Raw genomic sequence first — 18,078 nt, forward strand, 5'->3', positions numbered from 1 at the left:
CATGGGGTCCCATGGTGGGGCGTGACGCGCGAAAGTGGTGCGTTATGCCGCGGTCATTTGGCGATGTTGGCGTCGGCCACCGCCAGCGCCGTCATGTTGACCACGCGGCGCACCGTGGCGGACGGCGTCAGCACATGGGCCGGCTTGGCGGCGCCCAGCAGGATGGGACCCACCGTCACGCCGTTGGCGCCCGTCATCTTGAGCACGTTGAACAGGATGTTGGCCGCGTCCAGGTTGGGGCAGATCAGGAGGTTGGCCTCGCCGGTCATCGTGCTGCCCGGCAGCGTGCTGCGGCGCACTTCCTCGGACAGGGCCGAGTCGCCGTGCATCTCGCCTTCGGCCTCGATGTCGGGTGCCAGCTTGGCGAAGATCTCGCGTGCCTCGCGCATCTTGCGGGCCGAGGCGCGCTCGGAGGTGCCGAAGTTCGAATGCGACAGGAAGGCCACCTTGGGCGGCAGGCCGAAGCGACGCACCTCCTCGGCCGCCATCAGCGCGATGTGGGCCAGTTGCTCGGCCGTGGGGTCGTCGTGCACGCTGGTGTCCGCCACGAAGAGGGTGTATTTGTCCAGCGTGAGCGCGTTGACGGTGGCAAAGCCCGGGCCGCCCTTCTGCGTGCCCAGCAGCTGGTCGAGGATCTTCAGGTGGCTGTCGAAGCGGCCGACCAGGCCGCACAGCATGGCGTCGGCATCGCCCAGGTGCACCATCAGCGCGGCGATGGTGGTATTGGAGCGGCGCACCATGGCCTTGGCCGCCTCGGGCGTGATGCCGCGCCGGCCCATCAGCTGGTGGTAGGCCTCCCAGTACTGGCGGAAGCGCGGGTCGTTCTCGGGGTCGACCACCTCGGCATCGATGCCGGGGCGCAGGTGCAGGCCGGCCTTCTTGACGCGCGCGGCGATGATGTCCGGGCGGCCGATCAGGATGGGTTGGGCCAGGCCTTCGTCCACGGCCAGCTGGGCGGCCCGCAACACGCGGTCGTCCTCGCCCTCGGCGTAGGCCACACGCTTCTTCGTGGCCAGCTTGGCGGCCGTGAACACCGGGCGCATGAACATGCCCGTGTGGTAGACGAAGCGCTGCAGGTGCTGGGCGTAGGCTTCCAGGTCCTCGATGGGTCGGGTGGCCACGCCGGAAGCGGCAGCGGCCTTGGCTACGGCCGGCGCGATGCGCAGGATCAGGCGCGAGTCGAACGGCGTGGGGATGATGTAGTCCGGGCCGAACGAGAGTTCCTTGCCGGCGTAGGCGGTGGCCACTTCCTCGCTGATGTCGGCCTTGGCCAGCTCGGCGATCTCGCGCACGCAGGCCAGCTTCATCTCCTCGGTGATCTTGGTCGCGCCGCAATCGAGCGCGCCGCGGAAGATGTAGGGGAAGCACAGCACGTTGTTGACCTGGTTCGGGTAGTCCGAACGGCCGGTGGCGATGATCACGTCGGGCCGCACGGCCTTGGCCAGCTCGGGCCGGATTTCGGGCTCGGGGTTGGCCAGCGCCAGGATGATGGGCTTGTCGGCCATGGTCTTGACCATGTCGGGCGTCAGCACTCCGGCGGCAGAGCAGCCCAGGAACACGTCGGCGCCGTTGACGACGTCGGCCAGGGTGCGGGCCGAGGTGTCCTGCGCGTAGGTGGCCTTGGAGGCATCGAAGCCGCCCGGGCGGCCCTGGTAGATCACGCCCTTGGAGTCCACGGCATAGACGTTCTCGCGCTTGACGCCCAGGCCCACCATCACGTCCAGGCAGGCGATGGCGGCGGCGCCGGCGCCCGACACGGCGATCTTGACCTTGCCGATGTCCTTGCCCACCAGCTCCAGGCCGTTGATGAGGGCGGCAGCCGAGATGATGGCCGTGCCGTGCTGGTCGTCGTGGAACACCGGGATGTTCATGCGCTCGCGCAGCTTCTTCTCGATGTAGAAGCACTCGGGCGCCTTGATGTCCTCCAGGTTCACGCCGCCCAGCGTGGGCTCCAGCGCGGCGACGATCTCGACGATCTTGTCGGGGTCGCGCTCGGCCAGCTCGATGTCGAACACGTCGACGCCGGCGAACTTCTTGAACAGACAGCCCTTGCCTTCCATGACCGGCTTGGAGGCCAGCGGGCCGATGTCGCCCAGGCCGAGCACGGCGGTGCCGTTGGTGATCACGCCGACCAGGTTGCCGCGCGAGGTGTACTCGGCCGCCAGTGAGGGATCGGCCTCGATATCCAGGCAGGGGTAGGCCACACCGGGCGAGTAGGCCAGCGAGAGGTCGCGCTGGTTCAGTAGCGGCTTGGTGGGCGTGACCGAGATCTTGCCCTTGCTCGGGAAACGGTGGTAGTCACGCGCGGCGTCGCGCAGGGCCTGCTCGGCAGGGGACAGTTCTTTGCTCACGGGGAACTCCTCGGTATGTAACGCTGGCCGGCGGCGGCAGGCCCTGTGTCCTGCCGCAACGCGGGGCGCTAGCCTACCCCAAGCGCGTGGTGCCTCCGGCGCGGCGTTATAGGGAATTACCAGTTGCCCCTATACGAAATGGATGATGTTGCGGCGTCGGCGTCGGCGCAGAATGGCCCGCATGATGCTGCTCTCCGCGCTCGACGACTGCCTGGACCGCCTCGCCCGCGAGGACGGCGTGCTCGTGCAGGTCGAGGCCACGCAGGGTTCGGCCCCGCGCGAGGCCGGCACCTGGATGGCGGTCTGGTGCAACGCGCTGACCGGCACCATCGGTGGCGGCCAGCTGGAGTACCAGGCCATCGCAGCCGCCCGCGCGCTGCTGCAGGGCCAGGCCGGCTCGGTCGCCCAGAACGCCGTGGTGCGCTATCCGCTCGGGCCCACGCTGGGCCAGTGCTGCGGTGGCGTGGTGTTCCTGCGCTACCGGCGCATCGCCAGGGCCGACGCGCCGGCGCTGCGCAGCACGCTGACCGAGCGGCTGGCGCCGGTGGCGCTGTTTGGCGGCGGACATGTGGGCGGCGCCATCGTGCGCCTGCTCGCGGGGCTGCCCTATGCCGTGCGCTGGATCGACAGCCGCGACGGGGTCTTCCCGCCCGCTCTGCCGACCCAGGTCGAGACCGAGCACAGCGAGCCCGTGCAGGACGCCGTCGCCACGCTGCCCGCCGGGTCGCGCGTGCTGATCATGAGCTTCAGCCACGCCGAGGACCTGGACATCGTGATCGCCTGCCTGCAGCGCCTGCGCACGCGCGGCGACCTGCCGTTCGTGGGCCTGATCGGCAGCAAGACCAAGTGGGCCACGTTCCGACACCGGCTCGAGGCGCGCGGCTTCACGCCCGAGGAGATCGCGCGCATCACCTGCCCGATCGGCGTGCCCGGCATCACGGGCAAGGAGCCCGAGGTGATCGCGGTGGCCGTGGCGGCGCAGCTGCTGCAGCTGGCACCGCCGCAGGCCGTGCCCGCCGCGGCCCCGTTTCAGGCGGCCGGCGCGCGGTAGGCCAGCACCTTGAGGCTGCGCTCTTCGTCGGCATCGGCGAAGGCCGGCGGGTTGGCCACACGCTCCACGAACTGCAGGTCCGGTGCCTGCTCGGCCATGTGGCCGGTCAGGAAGTCCACGCCCAGTTCCGGTGCGTTCAGGCACAGCAATGCATGGCCGCCGGGCATCAGCAGGTCCGGCAGCCGGCGCATCACGCGCGCGTAGTCCTTGGTCGCGACGAAGCTGCCCTTCTGGTAGCTGGGCGGGTCGACCACGATGAGTTCGTAGGCCCCGCCGCGCTTGATCTTGCCCCAGCTGCTGAACACGTCGTGCGCTGCGAAGCTGGCGCCGGCCGCCACGCCGTTGAGCTGGTGGTTCTGTTGGCCGATGGCCAGCGCGGCGCGGCTCATGTCCATGTTGAGCACCTGGCCGGCGCCGGCCAGCCGCGCCACGACCGAGAACGCGCAGGTGTAGGCGAACAGGTTCAGCACGCGCATGCGCTGCGGCTCGGGATGCGCCGCGACGGTGCGGCGCACCCAGGCGCGGCCCGCCGCCATGTCGGGAAACAGGCCGTGGTTCTGCCCGCGCAGCAGGTGCACGCCGTAGCGCGCGCCTTGCTCCGTCACCACATGCGGATCGGGCACGCTGCCGGCCATGAGCCGGGTCTCGGCCGGGCCGCTGGACGGCCGCGTCTGCAGCACCCAGTTGAGCGGCTGCCCGGGCGCGATGGCGCGCCAGCGCTGGGCCAGGGCCTCGCCGATGGCGACCACGTCGGACTCCGGCAGCGGCGCGAAACTGGTCAGCAGCAGCACGGGCGGAAAGGCGTCGAGCACCAGGTGCTCGCAGCCGGGCTGGCGCGCGCCGCGGCCGTGGAAGATGCGCTGCACATCGGTGCAGGGCGCCATCGCTGCGATGGCCTCGAGAAGTGCTTGCATGGTCGTGAAGTGGTGGGCGCCACGCCGGTGTCGGCGGTGGCACAAGTGTTGCTGCGGACGCTTGCGGGTTTACCCGGGGCGTTCATAACGCGCTGCGCATATGCACTATGGTGATGTTGGTATGCCACAAAGCGTATGAACCGTGACCATCCAGTACCGGGCGAGACCAGCGAGGATCGCCGCAGAAACCATCCCACGAACATGCACATGAACAGCCCCCACAGCGCGCAGGAAGCCGCCAGCCAGCCGATCCGCTTCTACCACCGCGGCGAGGTCGTCGCGGTCGAGGGCGTGCGCACCACGCGCTCGGTGCTGGACTGGCTGCGCGAGGACGCGCACTGTACAGGCACCAAGGAGGGCTGCAACGAGGGCGACTGCGGCGCCTGCACGGTGGTCGTCGGCGAACTCGATGCACAGGGCGTGCTGCAGCTGGAAAGCCGCAACGCCTGCATCCAGTTCCTGCCCACGCTGGACGGCAAGGCGCTGTTCACGGTGGAAGACCTGCAGCCCCAGTGTGCAGGGGCCTGCGCCGCGCCGGCACACGGCGAGGCCGAGCCGCTGCACCCCGTGCAGCAGGCCATGGTGGAGTGCCATGGCTCGCAGTGCGGCTTCTGCACGCCAGGCTTCGTGATGTCGCTGTGGCAAAGCTACGAGTTGCACCAGCAGGCCGGCACCCGGCCTTCGCGCCAGCAGCTGGCCGACGATCTCTCGGGCAACCTGTGCCGCTGCACCGGCTACCGGCCGATCCTGGACGCCGGCCAGCGCATGTTCGACCTGCCGGCCGTGCGGCTGGACCGCGCGGCCGTGGTGCAGGCGCTGCAGGGCCTGCGCCGTGACCAGGGCCTCACCTACACCGCGCCGCTGGCGCTGCCCGAGGGCCAGCGGCTGGACCAGTTTCATGCGCCCACCACGCTGGACGCCCTCGCGGCGCTGCGCGAGGCGAAGCCGCAGGCGCGCCTGCTGGCCGGCTCCACCGACATCGGGCTGTGGGTCAACAAGCAGTTCCGTGATGTCGGCGAATTGATCTACCTGGGCAACGTGGCCGAACTCCAGTGCGTGGAGCAGCGCGGCGACATGCTCTACATCGGCGCCGGCGCGTCGCTGGAGTCGGCCTGGCGCGCCCTTGTGCAGCGTGCGCCGACCTTGGCCGATGTCTGGCTGCGCTTCGCCTCGCCACCGATCCGCAACGCCGGCACCATGGGCGGCAACGTGGCCAACGGCTCGCCGATCGGCGATGCGCCGCCGATCCTGATGGCGCTGGACGCCGAGATCGAGCTGCGCCGTGGAGCCCGCGTGCGCCGCATGCCGCTCACCGACTTCTACCTCGACTACATGAAGAGCGCGCTGGAGCCTGGCGAATTCGTCCAGGGCCTGGCCGTGCCGCTGGCCGCCTTCGCGCGCCAGGTGCGTGGCTACAAGATCAGCAAGCGTTTCGACTGCGACATCTCGGCCTTGTGTGCCGGCATGGCCATCGCCCTGGACGGCGACACCGTGGCCAGCGTGCGCCTGGCGTACGGCGGCATGGCCGCCACCGTCAAGCGTGCCGCCCAGGCCGAGGCCGCGCTGCTGGGCAAGCCCTGGACCCAGGCCTCCGTGCGGGCTGCGCAGGCGGCGCTGGCGCTGGACTTCAAGCCGCTGTCGGACATGCGCGCGAGCGCGGCCTTCCGCCTGCAGGTCGCCCAGAACCTGCTGCAGCGCCTGTGGCTGGAAACCCGGCCCGGCGACCCGCTGCCGGCCAGTGCCACCAGCGTCTTCAGCGTGCTGCCGCACGCCATGGCTTGAGCGCGACCAGGAGTCCACGATGAACAAACCCATTGCCGAGCATCTGCTGGGACCGGCCACGGCCTTCGCCAGCTACCAGGACAACACCGCCGCGCGCATCGATCCGCAGGCCGAGGCGCGCGCGCAGGACGCCGGCGCCCGCGTGGGCATCAGCCGCGCGCACGAATCGGCTGCGCTGCATGTGGCGGGTGCCGCCACCTACATCGACGACATCCCCGAACTGGCCGGCACCTTGCACTGCGCGCTGGGCCTGTCGCCCGTGGCGGCCGGCCGGCTGCTGGGCATCGACCTGGCGGCCGTGCAGGCCATGCCGGGGGTGGTGCGCGTGCTGGTGGCGGCCGACATTCCGGGCACGAACGACTGCGGCTCCATCGTGCACGACGACCCCATCCTGTGCGATGGCGAGATCCGCTACCTGGGCCAGCCCGTGTTCGCCGTGGTGGCCAGCACGCGTGACGCCGCACGCCGTGCCGCGGCATTGGCCAAGAAGGTGCTGCAGGTCGAGCTGGCCAAGCCGGTGCTGACGCCGCGCGACGCCCATGCCGGCGGCCACTACGTGGTGCCGCCCATGCACCTGGTGCGCAGCACGAGCGGCCGCGATGCCGAGGGCATCCGCGCCGCCATCGCGGCCGCGCCGCACCGTCTCACCGACAGCCTGGACGTGGGCGGCCAGGAGCAGTTCTACCTGGAAGGCCAGATCAGCTACGCGATCCCGAAGGAGGGCGGGGCCGTGCACGTGCACTGCTCCACCCAGCACCCGAGCGAGATGCAGCACCTGGTGGCGCATGCGCTGCACCTGCCGGCCCATGCCGTGCACGTGGAGTGCCGGCGCATGGGCGGCGGCTTCGGCGGCAAGGAATCGCAGTCGGGGCTGTTCGCCTGCGTTGCGGCGGTGGCGGCGCGCGCGCTGCGCAAGCCGGTCAAGCTGCGGCTGGACCGCGACGACGACTTCATGGTCACGGGCCGGCGCCACTGCTTCTGGTACGAGTACGACATCGGCTACGACGACGAAGGCCGCATCCTGGGCGCGGAGATCAGCATGGTCTCGCGCGCCGGCCATTCGGCCGACCTGTCGGCGCCGGTGATGACGCGCGCGCTGTGCCACTTCGACAACGCCTACTGGCTGCCCGAGGTGGCCATGCACGGCTACTCGGGCCGCACCAACACGCAGAGCAACACGGCCTTCCGTGGCTTCGGCGGGCCACAGGGCGCCATCGCCGTCGAGAACATCCTGGACAGCATCGCGCGCCGGCTCGGCCGCGACCCGCTGGCCGTGCGCCGCGCCAACTTCTACGGCGTCAAGGAGCGCAATGTCACGCCCTACCAGCAGACCGTGCAGGACAACATCCTGGAGCCGCTGGTCGGCGAACTCGAGGCCAGCAGCGACTACGCCGCGCGCCGCGCCGCCGTGGCGGCCTTCAACGCCACGAGCCCGGTGCTCAAGCGCGGGCTGGCACTCACGCCGCTCAAATTCGGCATCAGCTTCAACGTCAAGCACTTCAACCAGGCCGGTGCGCTGGTCCATGTCTATACCGACGGCTCCATCCTCGTGAACCATGGCGGCACCGAGATGGGACAGGGGCTGAACACCAAGGTCTGCCAGGTCGTCGCGCACGAGCTGGGCGTGGCCTTCGACCGCGTGCGCGCCACCGCCACCGACACCACCAAGGTGGCCAACACCTCGGCCACCGCGGCATCGACCGGTGCCGACCTGAACGGCAAGGCTGCGCAGGACGCGGCGCGCCAGATCCGCGAGCGCCTGGCCGCCTGCGCCGCCGGGCGCCATGGCGGCACGGCCGAGCAAGTGCGCTTTGCCAACGACAAGGTCTTCGTCAACGGCCGCGAGCTCGGCTTCGACGTGGTGGTGGGCGAGGCCTACCTGGACCGCGTGCAGCTGTGGTCCGACGGCTTCTACGCCACGCCCGGACTGTCCTGGGACCGCGAGACCATGACCGGCCGGCCGTTCTACTACTTCGCCTACGGCGCGGCCGTCAGCGAGGTCGTCATCGACACGCTCACCGGCGAGTGGAAGCTGCTGCGCGCCGACATCCTGCAGGACGCCGGCAAGTCGCTGAACCCGGCCGTGGACATCGGCCAGGTCGAGGGCGCCTTCATCCAGGGCATGGGCTGGCTCACGACCGAGGAGCTGGTCTGGCACCCCGAGAGTGGCAAGCTGACCACGCACGCGCCCAGCACCTACAAGATCCCCACGGCCAACGACTGCCCGCCGGTGTTCAACGTGCGGCTGTTCGACCGCGCCAATGTGGAAGATTCCATCCACCGCAGCAAGGCCGTGGGCGAGCCGCCGCTGCTGCTGCCGTTCTCGGTGTTCTTCGCGATCCGCGACGCGGTGTCGGCCGCCGGTGGCCACCGCACAGATCCGCCTTTGAGCGCGCCCGCGACGGGCGAGTCCATCCTGCGCGCGCTCGGCGCCGTGCAGGCCGCCTGACGCGTGAGCCACCGGAGCAGGCCATGGCCAATGTCGTCCCGATCCAGAGGACTTCCGTCTCCCGCGCTGCGGCCAAAAGCGCGTCGACACCTGGCCAGGCGCTGTTCGACCGCATCGACCTGCACCTGATCCGGGTGCTGCATGTGGTGCTGACCGAGCGCAGCGTGTCGCGCGCGGCGATCCGCCTGGGCATGCACCAGCCCGCCGTGTCGGCGTCGCTCAAGCGGCTGCGCGCGTTGTCAGGCGACCCGCTGCTGGTGCGCACCGGCGGGCGCATGGTGCCCACCGATGCCGCGCTGCGCATGGTGGAGCCTGCGGCCAGCATCCTGCGCGCGGCCGAGATGCTGTTCGCCGACGCGCGCAGCTTCGACCCGCAGACCGCCACTGACACCTTCCGCATCGCTGCCAGCGACTACCTGGACCCGCTGTTCCTGCCCACGCTGGTGGCCGACATCAAGCGCCAGGCGCCCGGCGTGCAGATCGAGATCCACCCGCTGTCGGCCGACTCCGACTACCAGGCGCATCTGGCGCAAGGTCACGTCGACCTGGTGATCGGCAACTGGATGGAGCCGCCCGAGGACCTGCACATGGCCCGGCTGTTCGGCGACGAGGTGGTGTCCATGGTCAGCCAGGACCATCCGGCGGCGCGGCGCGGCTGGGACCTGGACACCTGGCTGGCGGCCGAGCACATTGCGCCCATGCCCACGCACCCGGGCGCGCGCGGGATCATCGACCAGATGCTGGACCGCCAGGGGCATCGGCGCAACGTGGTGGCACGCTGCGCCTATTTCGGCCTGATCCCCGACATGGTGGCCAACAGCCTGTTGGTGCTGACCACCGGCCGCCAGTACTGCGAGCGCGTGGCCGAGCGGCTGCCGCTGACCATCCTCGAATGTCCGGCCGCCCTGCCGCGCCTGCTGTACTACCAGCTGTGGCATGCGCGCAGCCACAGTTCGATCGCCGCGCGCTGGCTGCGCGAACGTACCAAGGACGTTGCCGCCGCGTTGCGCACGTCCAGCGACCGCTGAATTCCCAACACAACATTTCCAACGGAGCGGAGACCCCATGAACTGGACAGAACGCGTGTTCAAGCTGAAAGAACACGAAACCACGGTGCGCACCGAGCTGATGGCCGGGCTCACCACCTTCCTGACGATGGCCTACATCATCTTCGTCAACCCCTCGATCCTGGGCGATGCCGGCATGCCCAAGGACGCGGTGTTCGTCGCCACCTGCCTGATCGCGGCACTGGGCACCACCATCATGGGCCTGTACGCCAACTACCCGATCGCGCTGGCACCGGGCATGGGGCTGAACGCCTACTTCGCCTACGTCGTGGTACTCAAGATGGGCTTCACCTGGCAGGCGGCGCTGGGCGCGGTGTTCGTCTCGGGCTGCCTGTTCCTGCTGGTCACACTGTTCGGCCTGCGCGGGCTCATCATCCGCGGCATCCCGCTGTCGCTGCGCTATGCGATCACGGTGGGCATCGGGCTGTTCCTGGCGCTGATCGCGCTCAAGAGCGCGGGCATCGTGGCGGCTTCGCCGGCCACCTTCGTGACGCTGGGCGACCTGCACACGGCACCCGTGGTGCTGGCCGTGCTGGGTTTCGTGCTGATCGTGGTGCTGGACAAGCTCAAGGTGCCCGGCGCCATCCTGATCGGCATCGTGGCCGTGACCATCGCCTCGTTCTTCTTCGGCGGCAACCAGTTCCGCGGCATCTTCTCGGCGCCGCCCTCGATCGCGCCGACCTTCCTGCAGCTGGACATCAAGGGCGCGCTGACGGGTGGCCTGCTCAACGTGGTGATGGTGTTCTTCCTGGTCGAGCTGTTCGACGCCACCGGCACGCTGATGGGCGTGGCCAAGCGCGCCGGCCTCTTGGTGCCGGGCAAGATGGACCGCCTCAACAAGTCGCTGTTGGCCGACAGCGGCGCCATCTTCGCGGGCTCGCTGCTGGGCACCTCCAGCACCACAGCCTATGTGGAGAGCGCGGCCGGCGTGCAAGCAGGCGGCCGCACCGGCCTCACGGCGCTCACCGTGGCCGTGCTGTTCCTGGCCTGCTTGTTCATCGCGCCGCTGGCCGGCGTGGTGCCGGCCTACGCCACGGCGCCAGCGCTGTTCTTCGTCGCCTGCCTGATGCTGCGCGACCTCACCGAACTCGACTGGGACGACACCACCGAGGTGATCCCGGCCGCCGTGACGGCGCTGACCATGCCCTTCACCTATTCCATCGCCAACGGCCTGGCCTTCGGCTTCATCACCTATGCGGTGCTCAAGCTGTTCACGGGCAAGGCGCGCGAGGTGCACTGGATGGTCTGGGTCATCGGCGCCGTGTTCCTGTTCAAGTTCATCTACATCGGAGGCCACTGAGCCACATGACTGCGTCCACGAAAGCCTACCGCGCGCGCCTGCTGCGCTTCTCGCCCGAGGGCGAAGCCCTGTTCGAGGAGGACGGCCTGCTGGTCGTCGGCCTGGATGCCGACGGCGTGCAGCGCGTGCGCGATGCCGGCCCGTACCGCGAGCTCATCGCGCGCCATGCGCAGGTGCCGCTCACGTACTGGCCCGACCGCATCATCGCGCCCGGCTTTCTGGACATGCATGTGCACTTTCCGCAGACCGACATCATCGGCGCGCCGGCCGAGGGTCTGTTGCCCTGGCTGGAGAACTACACCTTCCCGGCCGAGACGCGCTTTGCCGATGCTGCGCATGCAGGCGAGGTCGCGGGCTTCTTCTTCGACGAGCTGCAGCGCAACGGCGTGACCACGGCGCTGACCTTCTGCACCTCGCACCCTACCTCCGTCGACGCCTTCTTCGGCGAGGCACAGCGCCGCGGCCTGCGCATGATGGGCGGCAAGGTGTTGCAGGACCGGCACTCGCCCGACGGCGTGCGCGACGAGACGGAGCAAAGCCTCGTCGACACCGAGGCGCTGATCCGCCGATGGCACAACAAGGGGCGGCTGGGCTATGCGATCACGCCGCGCTTTGCGCCGACCAGCACCGACGCCCAGCTGCGCGGTGCCGGCGAGCTGGCCGCCAGGTATCCGGACACCTGGATCCATTCGCACGTGGCCGAGAACAAGGACGAGGTGCAGTGGGCGCGCGAACTGTTTCCCAAGGCGCGCTCGTACCTGGACGTCTACACCGGCTTCGGCCTGATGCGCGAGCGCGCGGTCTATGCGCACTGCATCCACTTCGACGACGCCGACCGCGCGCTGATGCGCGAGACCGGGACGGCTGCGGCCGTGAGCCCCACCAGCAACCTGTTCCTGGGCAGCGGCTTCTTCGACTACCAGGGCGCGGACCGCATCGGCATGCGCCATGGCCTGGCCAGCGACGTCGGTGGCGGCACCAGCTTCAGCCCCTTCCACACCATGCTGGCGGCCTACTACGTGGGGCGCGAGGGCCAGACCAAGCCTGGCCTGAGCCTGGCGCCCTCGCGGCTGTGGTGGAACCACACTGGCGGCGCGGCGCAGGCCTTGGGGCTGCAGGGCGTGGTGGGCACGTTGCAGGTCGGCACCGAAGCGGATTTCGTGGTGCTCCATCCCGCGGCCACGCCACTGATGGCACGCAAGACCGCGCTGGCCGACAGCCTGGAGGAGTTGCTGTTCGCGCTGATCGTGCTGGGTGACGACCGGCTGGTGGAGCATGTCGTCACCGCCTGAGAGGCGGCCCCTCGGGCCGTCAGGCCAGCGCCATCGAGATGTCGTTGCTGGGGATCTTGCGGTCGAAGGTCAGCGAGGACTCCAGCCGCTGCAGGTGCTGGTCCATCAGCTGCACGGCACGGTCTTCCTCGCGTGCGGAGATCGCGTCGAGCAGCGCCTCGTGCTCGTCGTCGGCGAACTCCGGGCCGGTGTCCTTCTGGTACATCAGCGTGATCAGCGAGCAGCGCGACAGCAGCTCCACCATCATCTGCACCAGCACCTCGTTGTCGAGCAGGCGCGCCATCTGCAAATGGAAGTCGCCGGCCAGTTCGATGCGCTGCGCGGCATCCTTGCTGTCCTTGATCACGGCCTTCTGACGGGCCAGGTGCTCGCGCAGCGACTTGATGCGGGACGGCGTGGCCTCGCGCACGAAGGCGCGCGTCATCTCCGCCTCCAGCATGCGGCGCACCGCGAAGACCTGGCGCGCCTCGTTCACCGAGGGCGCGGCGACGAAGGCACCGCGCGCGGGCTCGAGCCGGATCAGTCGGTTCTGCGACAGCTGAAACAGCGCTTGGCGCACCAGCGTGCGCGAGACGCCGAAGTGGTCCGCCAGCTTCTGCTCCGCCAGCTTGGTGCCGGGATGCAGTCGGTGTTCGACGATGGCCTTGGTGAGCGCATCGACGATGGTGGTGGTGTTGGTGCCGGTATTGTCCATCCCGCGATCATAGCTGCATTCGTATTCGTATACACGAATGTTTCATTTGTAAGCGGGCTGCGGTCAATCCTGCCCTTCCGACAAGGTGTCGAGTTGAAAGCGGCCGCTGCGGTGCCACAGCCAGGTGTCCACATAGCGCACGCGGCCCATCCGGGACGGCAGCGGAAACGGCGCGGCGGCGCGCACGGTGCGCTCGATCTCGCGCACCACCTCGGGCGCATGGTTGGGCGCGCGCATCCAGTGCAGGCGTTGCACCTGTCCCTGACGGTCCAGTTCGACCTCCAGCACGCCGATGGCGTACAGGTTGGGTGGCAAGCGGCCGGCGTAGATGCGCTCGGCATTGGCCGCGTACAGGTGCGTGGCCGCGTCCTGGCGGTACTCGCGCGGCGTGCCGGCGCTGGACACACGCGGCGCGGCAGGCCGGCTGGCGGGGCCGGGCGCGCTGCCCGATGGGTCGGGGCGGCTGCCATCGGGCGCACCGGGCAACGCGGTCGGCGATGGCGCTGCACCCGGCGACTGCCCCAGCGGCGCGCAGCCGATCAACAGGGCGGCCGAACCGCCGACGAGGGCGCTCGTCCACAAACGGCGCTGCAGGGTGGACAAGGGCATAGGGGCTCGCGAAGCTGGAAACAGCGGCGGAGTCTACCGAAGCCCCCACCCGCCATTGCGGTGGCAGCGCCGCTGCTGTTTTCCGGGCGCGTGGCCACGCGACCACAACCACAAGAAAGCCATGACATGTTCGATTCTTTTTGCCTAAAATTCCGCCCGGTCGCAGCGGCGCGGTGCCCGGTTCACGGACACCTCAGCGCGGCCCCCCGCTTGCTCAGAGCGCCCGCAGTGGTGAGCAGCTTTCCCCACGGTGCCATCGCGCACCCCGAGGTTTGAGATGGAAAGCTACTACCTGGACTGGGCCAACCTGCTGCTGCGTTGGCTGCACGTCATCACCGCGATCGCCTGGATCGGCGCATCGTTCTACTTCGTGATGCTGGACAGCAGCCTCGAAAAACCCAAGGACCAGGAATCGCTGGACAAGGGCGTGGGCGGCGAACAGTGGGCCGTGCACGGCGGCGGCTTCTACAACGCGCAGAAGTACACGGTCTCGCCCAAGAAGCTGCCCGACCACCTGCATTGGTCGTACTGGGAAAGCTACTCCACCTGGCTCAGCGGCTTCGCGCTGTTCTCGGTCTCCTATCTCTGGAACGCCAGCACCTATTTGATCGACAAGTCCAAGATGGACTGGTCGCCGGGCGCTGCCATCGGCGTGGCGCTGGCCTTCTTCGTGGTGTTCTGGATGGTCTACGACACCATCTGCCAGGTGTTCGGCAAGCGCAAGAACGGTGACGGCATCGTCGGCTTCCTGCTGTTCGTGTTCATCTGCTTCGCGGCCTGGCTGGCCTGCCACTGGTTCGCCGGCCGTGCCGCGTTCCTGCTGGTCGGCGCCATGCTGGCCACCACGATGAGCGCCAACGTGTTCTTCTGGATCATCCCGGGCCAGCGCAAGAACGTCGCCAACCTGCGCGCCGGGCTGCCGGTCGACCCGGTCCATGGCATCCGCGGCAAGCAGCGCAGCGTGCACAACACCTACTTCACGCTGCCGGTGCTGTTCGCGATGCTGAGCGGGCACTACAGCTTCACCTACACGCATCCGCAGAACTGGCTGGTGCTGGTCGCGATCATGCTGGGCGGTGCGCTGATCCGCCAGTTCTTCGTCATGCGCCACCACTGGAAGCTGGGCCGGGCCTCGCATCCGCTGCCGTATGCGCTGGTCGGCGTGGCGATCCTGGTCGGTGTCATCGTGCTGCTCAAGCCGCAACCGGCCGCGCCCGTCGAGGCCGCCGCCGCGCCGGCCGTGAGCTTCGCGCAGGTGCAGCCGCTGGTGCAGCAGCACTGCCTGGCCTGCCATGGCGCGCAGGTGCAGATGAAGAACGTGCGGCTGGATTCGCCCGAGCTGATCGCCAAGAACGCCCAGGCGATCTACCAGCAGGTCACGGTGACCAAGATCATGCCCATGGGCAATGCGACCGGCATGACCGAGGCCGACCGCGCGTTGATCGGCCGCTGGTTCCAGGAAGGTGCCAAGACCCACTGAGCCGCCAGCGCGCTGGCGGGCTTTGGCGTATCGTCGCGCTCCCCCAATCCGGAGCGAGACGTCCCATGACTCTTTCGATGTACCAGGCCTCGGTCCCGGTGTTCCAGCGCCAGCTCGGCGTGCTGTCGCAGTTGCTGCACAAGGGCCTGGCCCATGTGCAGGCCCAGGGCGCCGACCCGGCCACGCTGGTGCAGGCGCGGCTGGCGCCCGACATGTACACGCTGGCCGGCCAGGTGCAGGGCGCCAGCGATGCGGCCAAGTTCGGCGCCGCACGGCTCGCCGGCATCGCGCCGCCGCGCTTCGAGGACAACGAGGCCACGTTCGAAGAACTGCAGGCCCGCATTGCCAGGACGCTGGAGTTCCTGGCCACGGTGCAACCCGCGCAGATCGATGGCAGCGAGGGCAGGTCCATCGTGCTCAAGGTCGGCGGCCGTGAAATGCCGTTCGAAGGCCAGCCCTATCTGCTGGGCTTCGTGCTGCCCAACTTCTTCTTCCATGTGACCACGGCCTACGCCATCCTGCGCCACCAGGGCGTGGAGATCGGCAAACGGGACTTTTTGGGCCAGGTCTGAAGCGGGGGAGCCGGTGGCGGCGTGGGCAGGGCGTCCGGCCGCCGACGCAGCGATAGCCCGGGCTGGCTCGCCAGGCTTCGGCAAGCGATGAGATTTTCTACAATTCCTTGGTTCAGCATGGGCTGGAATGCTAGGGAGACACCGCTTGCCTGACCATCGAGCTTTCTTGCCGAAACCATGAGTTCATCTCATGCATCGACGACACCGCGGCGGCTGCCGTCGCTGAACATGCTGCGTGCGTTCGAGGCCGCCGCCCGGCTGGCCAGCGTGACGCGCGCCGCTGACGAACTGCATGTCACGCAGAGCGCCGTGAGCCACCAGATCAAGCAGCTGGAGGCCTGGCTCGGCGTGCCCCTGGTCACGCGCGACGGCCGGCGGCTGGCACTCACGGCGCAGGGCGCGGCCTACCTGCCCAGCCTGAGCACGGCGTTCGACCTGCTCGCACAGGCCACCGCCGGCCTCGAGCGCCAGGCCCACCGCGCGCGCTTGACGGTGAACGCACTGCCGACGCTGACGGCGCAGTGGCTGATTCCGCGGCTGCCGCGCTTTTGCGCCCAGGTGCCGGCGGTCGACGTGCAACTCGTCACCACGGCGGGCGTGCTCGATTTCGACCCGGCCGCCTTCGATGTCTCGCTGCGCTGCCTTTCCGCCGCCGAACTCGCCGCGCTGCAGGCCCGGCCGGGCTGGCGCGGCGTGGCGGTCGGCCGCTTCCTCCCGGATGCCGTGACCCCGGTCTGCAGTGCGGACTGGCTGGCCCGTGCCGGCGCGCTGGCCAAGCCGGCGGACCTGCGCCGGCACACGCTGCTGCACAGCCGGTCGACGCCGCAGCTGTGGCGCCAGTGGCTGGCGCTGGCCGGTGCGGGCCGCATGCGGCCTGCGGGCGAGCTGGTGTTCGACCACGCCCACCTGGCCGTCCAGGCGGCCGCGCAGGGCCTGGGCGTGGCCTTGGGCAGCCCGCAACTGGTGGCCGATGTGCTGGCCAGCGGACTGCTGGTGGCGCCGTTTGCGGACCTGCTGTTGCACGACAAGGACTTCTACTGGATCCGGCCCGAGCGCGTGGCCGACGACGCTGCAGCCCTGGCCTTTTGTGCGTGGCTGGGCGACGGTGGCACCACGGCCTGAGCATGCGGCATGCCTGCCCGGGGGCGGCACAATGGGCGCCGGAGATTCATTGCCCATGACCGCCAGCACCCCCCCCGATCCTGCGCAGGCGCCGCGCGACTTCCTGCTGTACCTGTACCGTGCGGCGGTGGAGCGCGCCCTGCCGCTGCACAACATGGCTGCGCACCTGCCTGCGCCGCCGCGTGGCCGCACGCTGGTGCTGGGCGCCGGCAAGGCCGGCGGGGCCATGGCACAGGCGCTCGAGGCGCTGTGGCCGGCCGATGCACCGCTCGAGGGCCTGGTCGTCACGCGCTACCACCACATTCCGCCGCGGCCCGCGGGCCTGGCCCGGCGCATCGAGGTGGTGGAGGCCGCGCATCCCGTGCCGGATGCGGCAGGTCTCGCGGCCGCGCAACGCATGCTGGCGTTGACCGAAGGCCTCACGGCCGACGACCTCGTGCTGTGCCTGATGTCGGGCGGCGCCTCGGCGCTGCTGACCCTGCCGGCCGACGGGCTGACGCTGCAAGACAAGCAGCGCATCAACCGCGAACTGCTGGCCTCGGGCGCCGGCATCCACGAGATGAACTGCGTGCGCAAGCATCTCTCGCGCATCAAGGGCGGTCGGCTGGCTGCTGCCTGCGCACCGGCCCAGGTGCTCACGCTCACGATCAGCGATGTGCCGGGCGACGATCCTTCGGTCATCGGCAGCGGCCCGACGGTGCCCGACGCGACGACCTGTGCCGATGCGCTGGCGATCCTCGCGCGCTACGGCATCGCGGTGCCGGCGGTGATCGACGCAGCGCTGCGCTCTGGTGCACTGGAGACCCCCAAATCCGGCGACACGCGCTTCGAGGGCCACGCCGTGCGCATGATCGCCACGCCGCAGCAGTCGCTGGAGGCTGCGGCCGCAGCCGCGCGCGCGGCCGGCATCACACCGCACATCCTGTCCGACGAGATCGAGGGCGAGTCGCGCGAGGTCGGCAAGGTGCACGCGGCGCTGGCGCGCGCCGTGGCCCAGCGCGGCCAGCCGTTTGCGCGGCCCTGCGTGATCCTGTCGGGCGGCGAGACCACGGTCACCGTGCGGCGCCAGCCGGAGGGCACGCCGCGCGGCCGGGGCGGGCGCGCCGGCGAGTTCTGCCTGGGCCTGGCCCAGGCCTTGCAGGGGCAACCGGGGGTGTTCGCACTGGCGGCCGACACCGACGGCATCGACGGCGTGGAAGACAACGCCGGTGCCAGCGTGCAACCGGACACCTTGGCGCGCGCCGAGGCTGCCGGCCTCAAGGTGGCGGCTTACCTCGACCGCAACGACGCCTATGGCTACTTCGACGCGCTGGGTGACCTGGTCGTGACCGGGCCCACGCACACCAATGTCAACGACTTCCGCGCCTTGCTGGTTCTGTAGGCTCTGCAGGCGCT

Annotated in this window: 14 protein-coding genes; 10 read left to right on the forward strand and 4 right to left on the reverse strand. The window is 69.6% G+C overall.

Features of this window, described 5'->3' with window-relative positions:
• Positions 1 to 53: 53 nt before the first annotated feature.
• Entirely contained in the window at positions 54 to 2,351 is a 2,298-nt protein-coding gene (locus ACSQ4M_RS15145) for an NADP-dependent malic enzyme (protein ID WP_436190277.1), read from the reverse strand.
• A gap of 172 nt (positions 2,352 to 2,523) precedes the next feature.
• On the opposite strand from ACSQ4M_RS15145, the gene xdhC reads away from it, so the two are divergent.
• Positions 2,524 to 3,402 (forward strand): xanthine dehydrogenase accessory protein XdhC, encoded by an 879-nt coding sequence (gene xdhC / locus ACSQ4M_RS15150; RefSeq protein WP_436190278.1) that lies wholly within the window; start codon positions 2,524 to 2,526, stop codon positions 3,400 to 3,402.
• Here the strand turns inward: xdhC and ACSQ4M_RS15155 are convergent.
• A complete protein-coding gene (locus ACSQ4M_RS15155; RefSeq protein ID WP_436190279.1) occupies positions 3,381 to 4,316 on the reverse strand; it encodes a class I SAM-dependent methyltransferase in 936 nt (311 codons plus the stop codon). The two genes, xdhC and ACSQ4M_RS15155, sit on opposite strands and share 22 nt — an antisense overlap.
• Positions 4,317 to 4,523: 207 nt before the next feature.
• On the opposite strand from ACSQ4M_RS15155, the gene xdhA reads away from it, so the two are divergent.
• From xdhA to guaD, 5 genes are read left to right on the forward strand one after another with little or no spacing between them, the layout of a single operon-like run.
• Positions 4,524 to 6,098 carry a xanthine dehydrogenase small subunit gene (gene xdhA, locus ACSQ4M_RS15160; protein ID WP_436190280.1) on the forward strand — a complete coding sequence of 525 codons (1,575 nt, stop codon included), beginning with the start codon at positions 4,524 to 4,526 and terminating at the stop codon, positions 6,096 to 6,098.
• A 19-nt stretch (positions 6,099 to 6,117) separates the two neighbouring features.
• Complete coding sequence (gene xdhB / locus ACSQ4M_RS15165; protein ID WP_436190281.1) at positions 6,118 to 8,547, forward strand: xanthine dehydrogenase molybdopterin binding subunit; 2,430 nt, start codon at positions 6,118 to 6,120, stop codon at positions 8,545 to 8,547.
• 23 nt (positions 8,548 to 8,570) lie between these two features.
• Positions 8,571 to 9,575, forward strand: coding sequence for a LysR family transcriptional regulator (locus ACSQ4M_RS15170; RefSeq protein ID WP_436190282.1), 1,005 nt, complete (start codon positions 8,571 to 8,573; stop codon positions 9,573 to 9,575).
• A 37-nt stretch (positions 9,576 to 9,612) separates the two neighbouring features.
• Positions 9,613 to 10,914 (forward strand): NCS2 family permease, encoded by a 1,302-nt coding sequence (locus tag ACSQ4M_RS15175; protein ID WP_436190283.1) that lies wholly within the window; start codon positions 9,613 to 9,615, stop codon positions 10,912 to 10,914.
• A 5-nt stretch (positions 10,915 to 10,919) separates the two neighbouring features.
• Positions 10,920 to 12,206, forward strand: a complete 1,287-nt coding sequence (guaD, locus tag ACSQ4M_RS15180; protein ID WP_436190284.1) for a guanine deaminase — start codon at positions 10,920 to 10,922, stop codon at positions 12,204 to 12,206.
• A gap of 19 nt (positions 12,207 to 12,225) precedes the next feature.
• On the opposite strand, the gene ACSQ4M_RS15185 is transcribed toward guaD, so the two are convergent.
• Together ACSQ4M_RS15185 and ACSQ4M_RS15190 are read right to left on the reverse strand one after the other, a co-directional pair.
• Positions 12,226 to 12,900: a GntR family transcriptional regulator gene (locus tag ACSQ4M_RS15185; protein ID WP_436190285.1), complete on the reverse strand. Its 675-nt coding sequence runs from the start codon at positions 12,898 to 12,900 to the stop codon at positions 12,226 to 12,228.
• A 63-nt stretch (positions 12,901 to 12,963) separates the two neighbouring features.
• Positions 12,964 to 13,509 (reverse strand): hypothetical protein, encoded by a 546-nt coding sequence (locus tag ACSQ4M_RS15190; protein WP_436190286.1) that lies wholly within the window; start codon positions 13,507 to 13,509, stop codon positions 12,964 to 12,966.
• Between the two features lie 277 nt (positions 13,510 to 13,786).
• Here ACSQ4M_RS15190 and ACSQ4M_RS15195 point away from each other — a divergent pair, with 277 nt between their 5' ends.
• From ACSQ4M_RS15195 to ACSQ4M_RS15210, 4 genes are all read left to right on the forward strand, one after another.
• A complete protein-coding gene (locus tag ACSQ4M_RS15195) occupies positions 13,787 to 14,989 on the forward strand; it encodes a urate hydroxylase PuuD (RefSeq protein WP_436190287.1) in 1,203 nt (400 codons plus the stop codon).
• A 65-nt stretch (positions 14,990 to 15,054) separates the two neighbouring features.
• Positions 15,055 to 15,561, forward strand: coding sequence for a DUF1993 domain-containing protein (locus ACSQ4M_RS15200; protein WP_436190288.1), 507 nt, complete (start codon positions 15,055 to 15,057; stop codon positions 15,559 to 15,561).
• A 177-nt stretch (positions 15,562 to 15,738) separates the two neighbouring features.
• Positions 15,739 to 16,683: a LysR substrate-binding domain-containing protein gene (locus ACSQ4M_RS15205; protein ID WP_436190289.1), complete on the forward strand. Its 945-nt coding sequence runs from the start codon at positions 15,739 to 15,741 to the stop codon at positions 16,681 to 16,683.
• 55 nt (positions 16,684 to 16,738) lie between these two features.
• Positions 16,739 to 18,064, forward strand: coding sequence for a glycerate kinase type-2 family protein (locus ACSQ4M_RS15210; protein ID WP_436190290.1), 1,326 nt, complete (start codon positions 16,739 to 16,741; stop codon positions 18,062 to 18,064).
• The last annotated feature ends 14 nt before the right edge of the window (positions 18,065 to 18,078 follow it).

This window comes from Pseudorhodoferax sp. LjRoot39, from assembly GCF_964253035.1.
GTDB lineage: Bacteria > Pseudomonadota > Gammaproteobacteria > Burkholderiales > Burkholderiaceae_C > Pseudorhodoferax.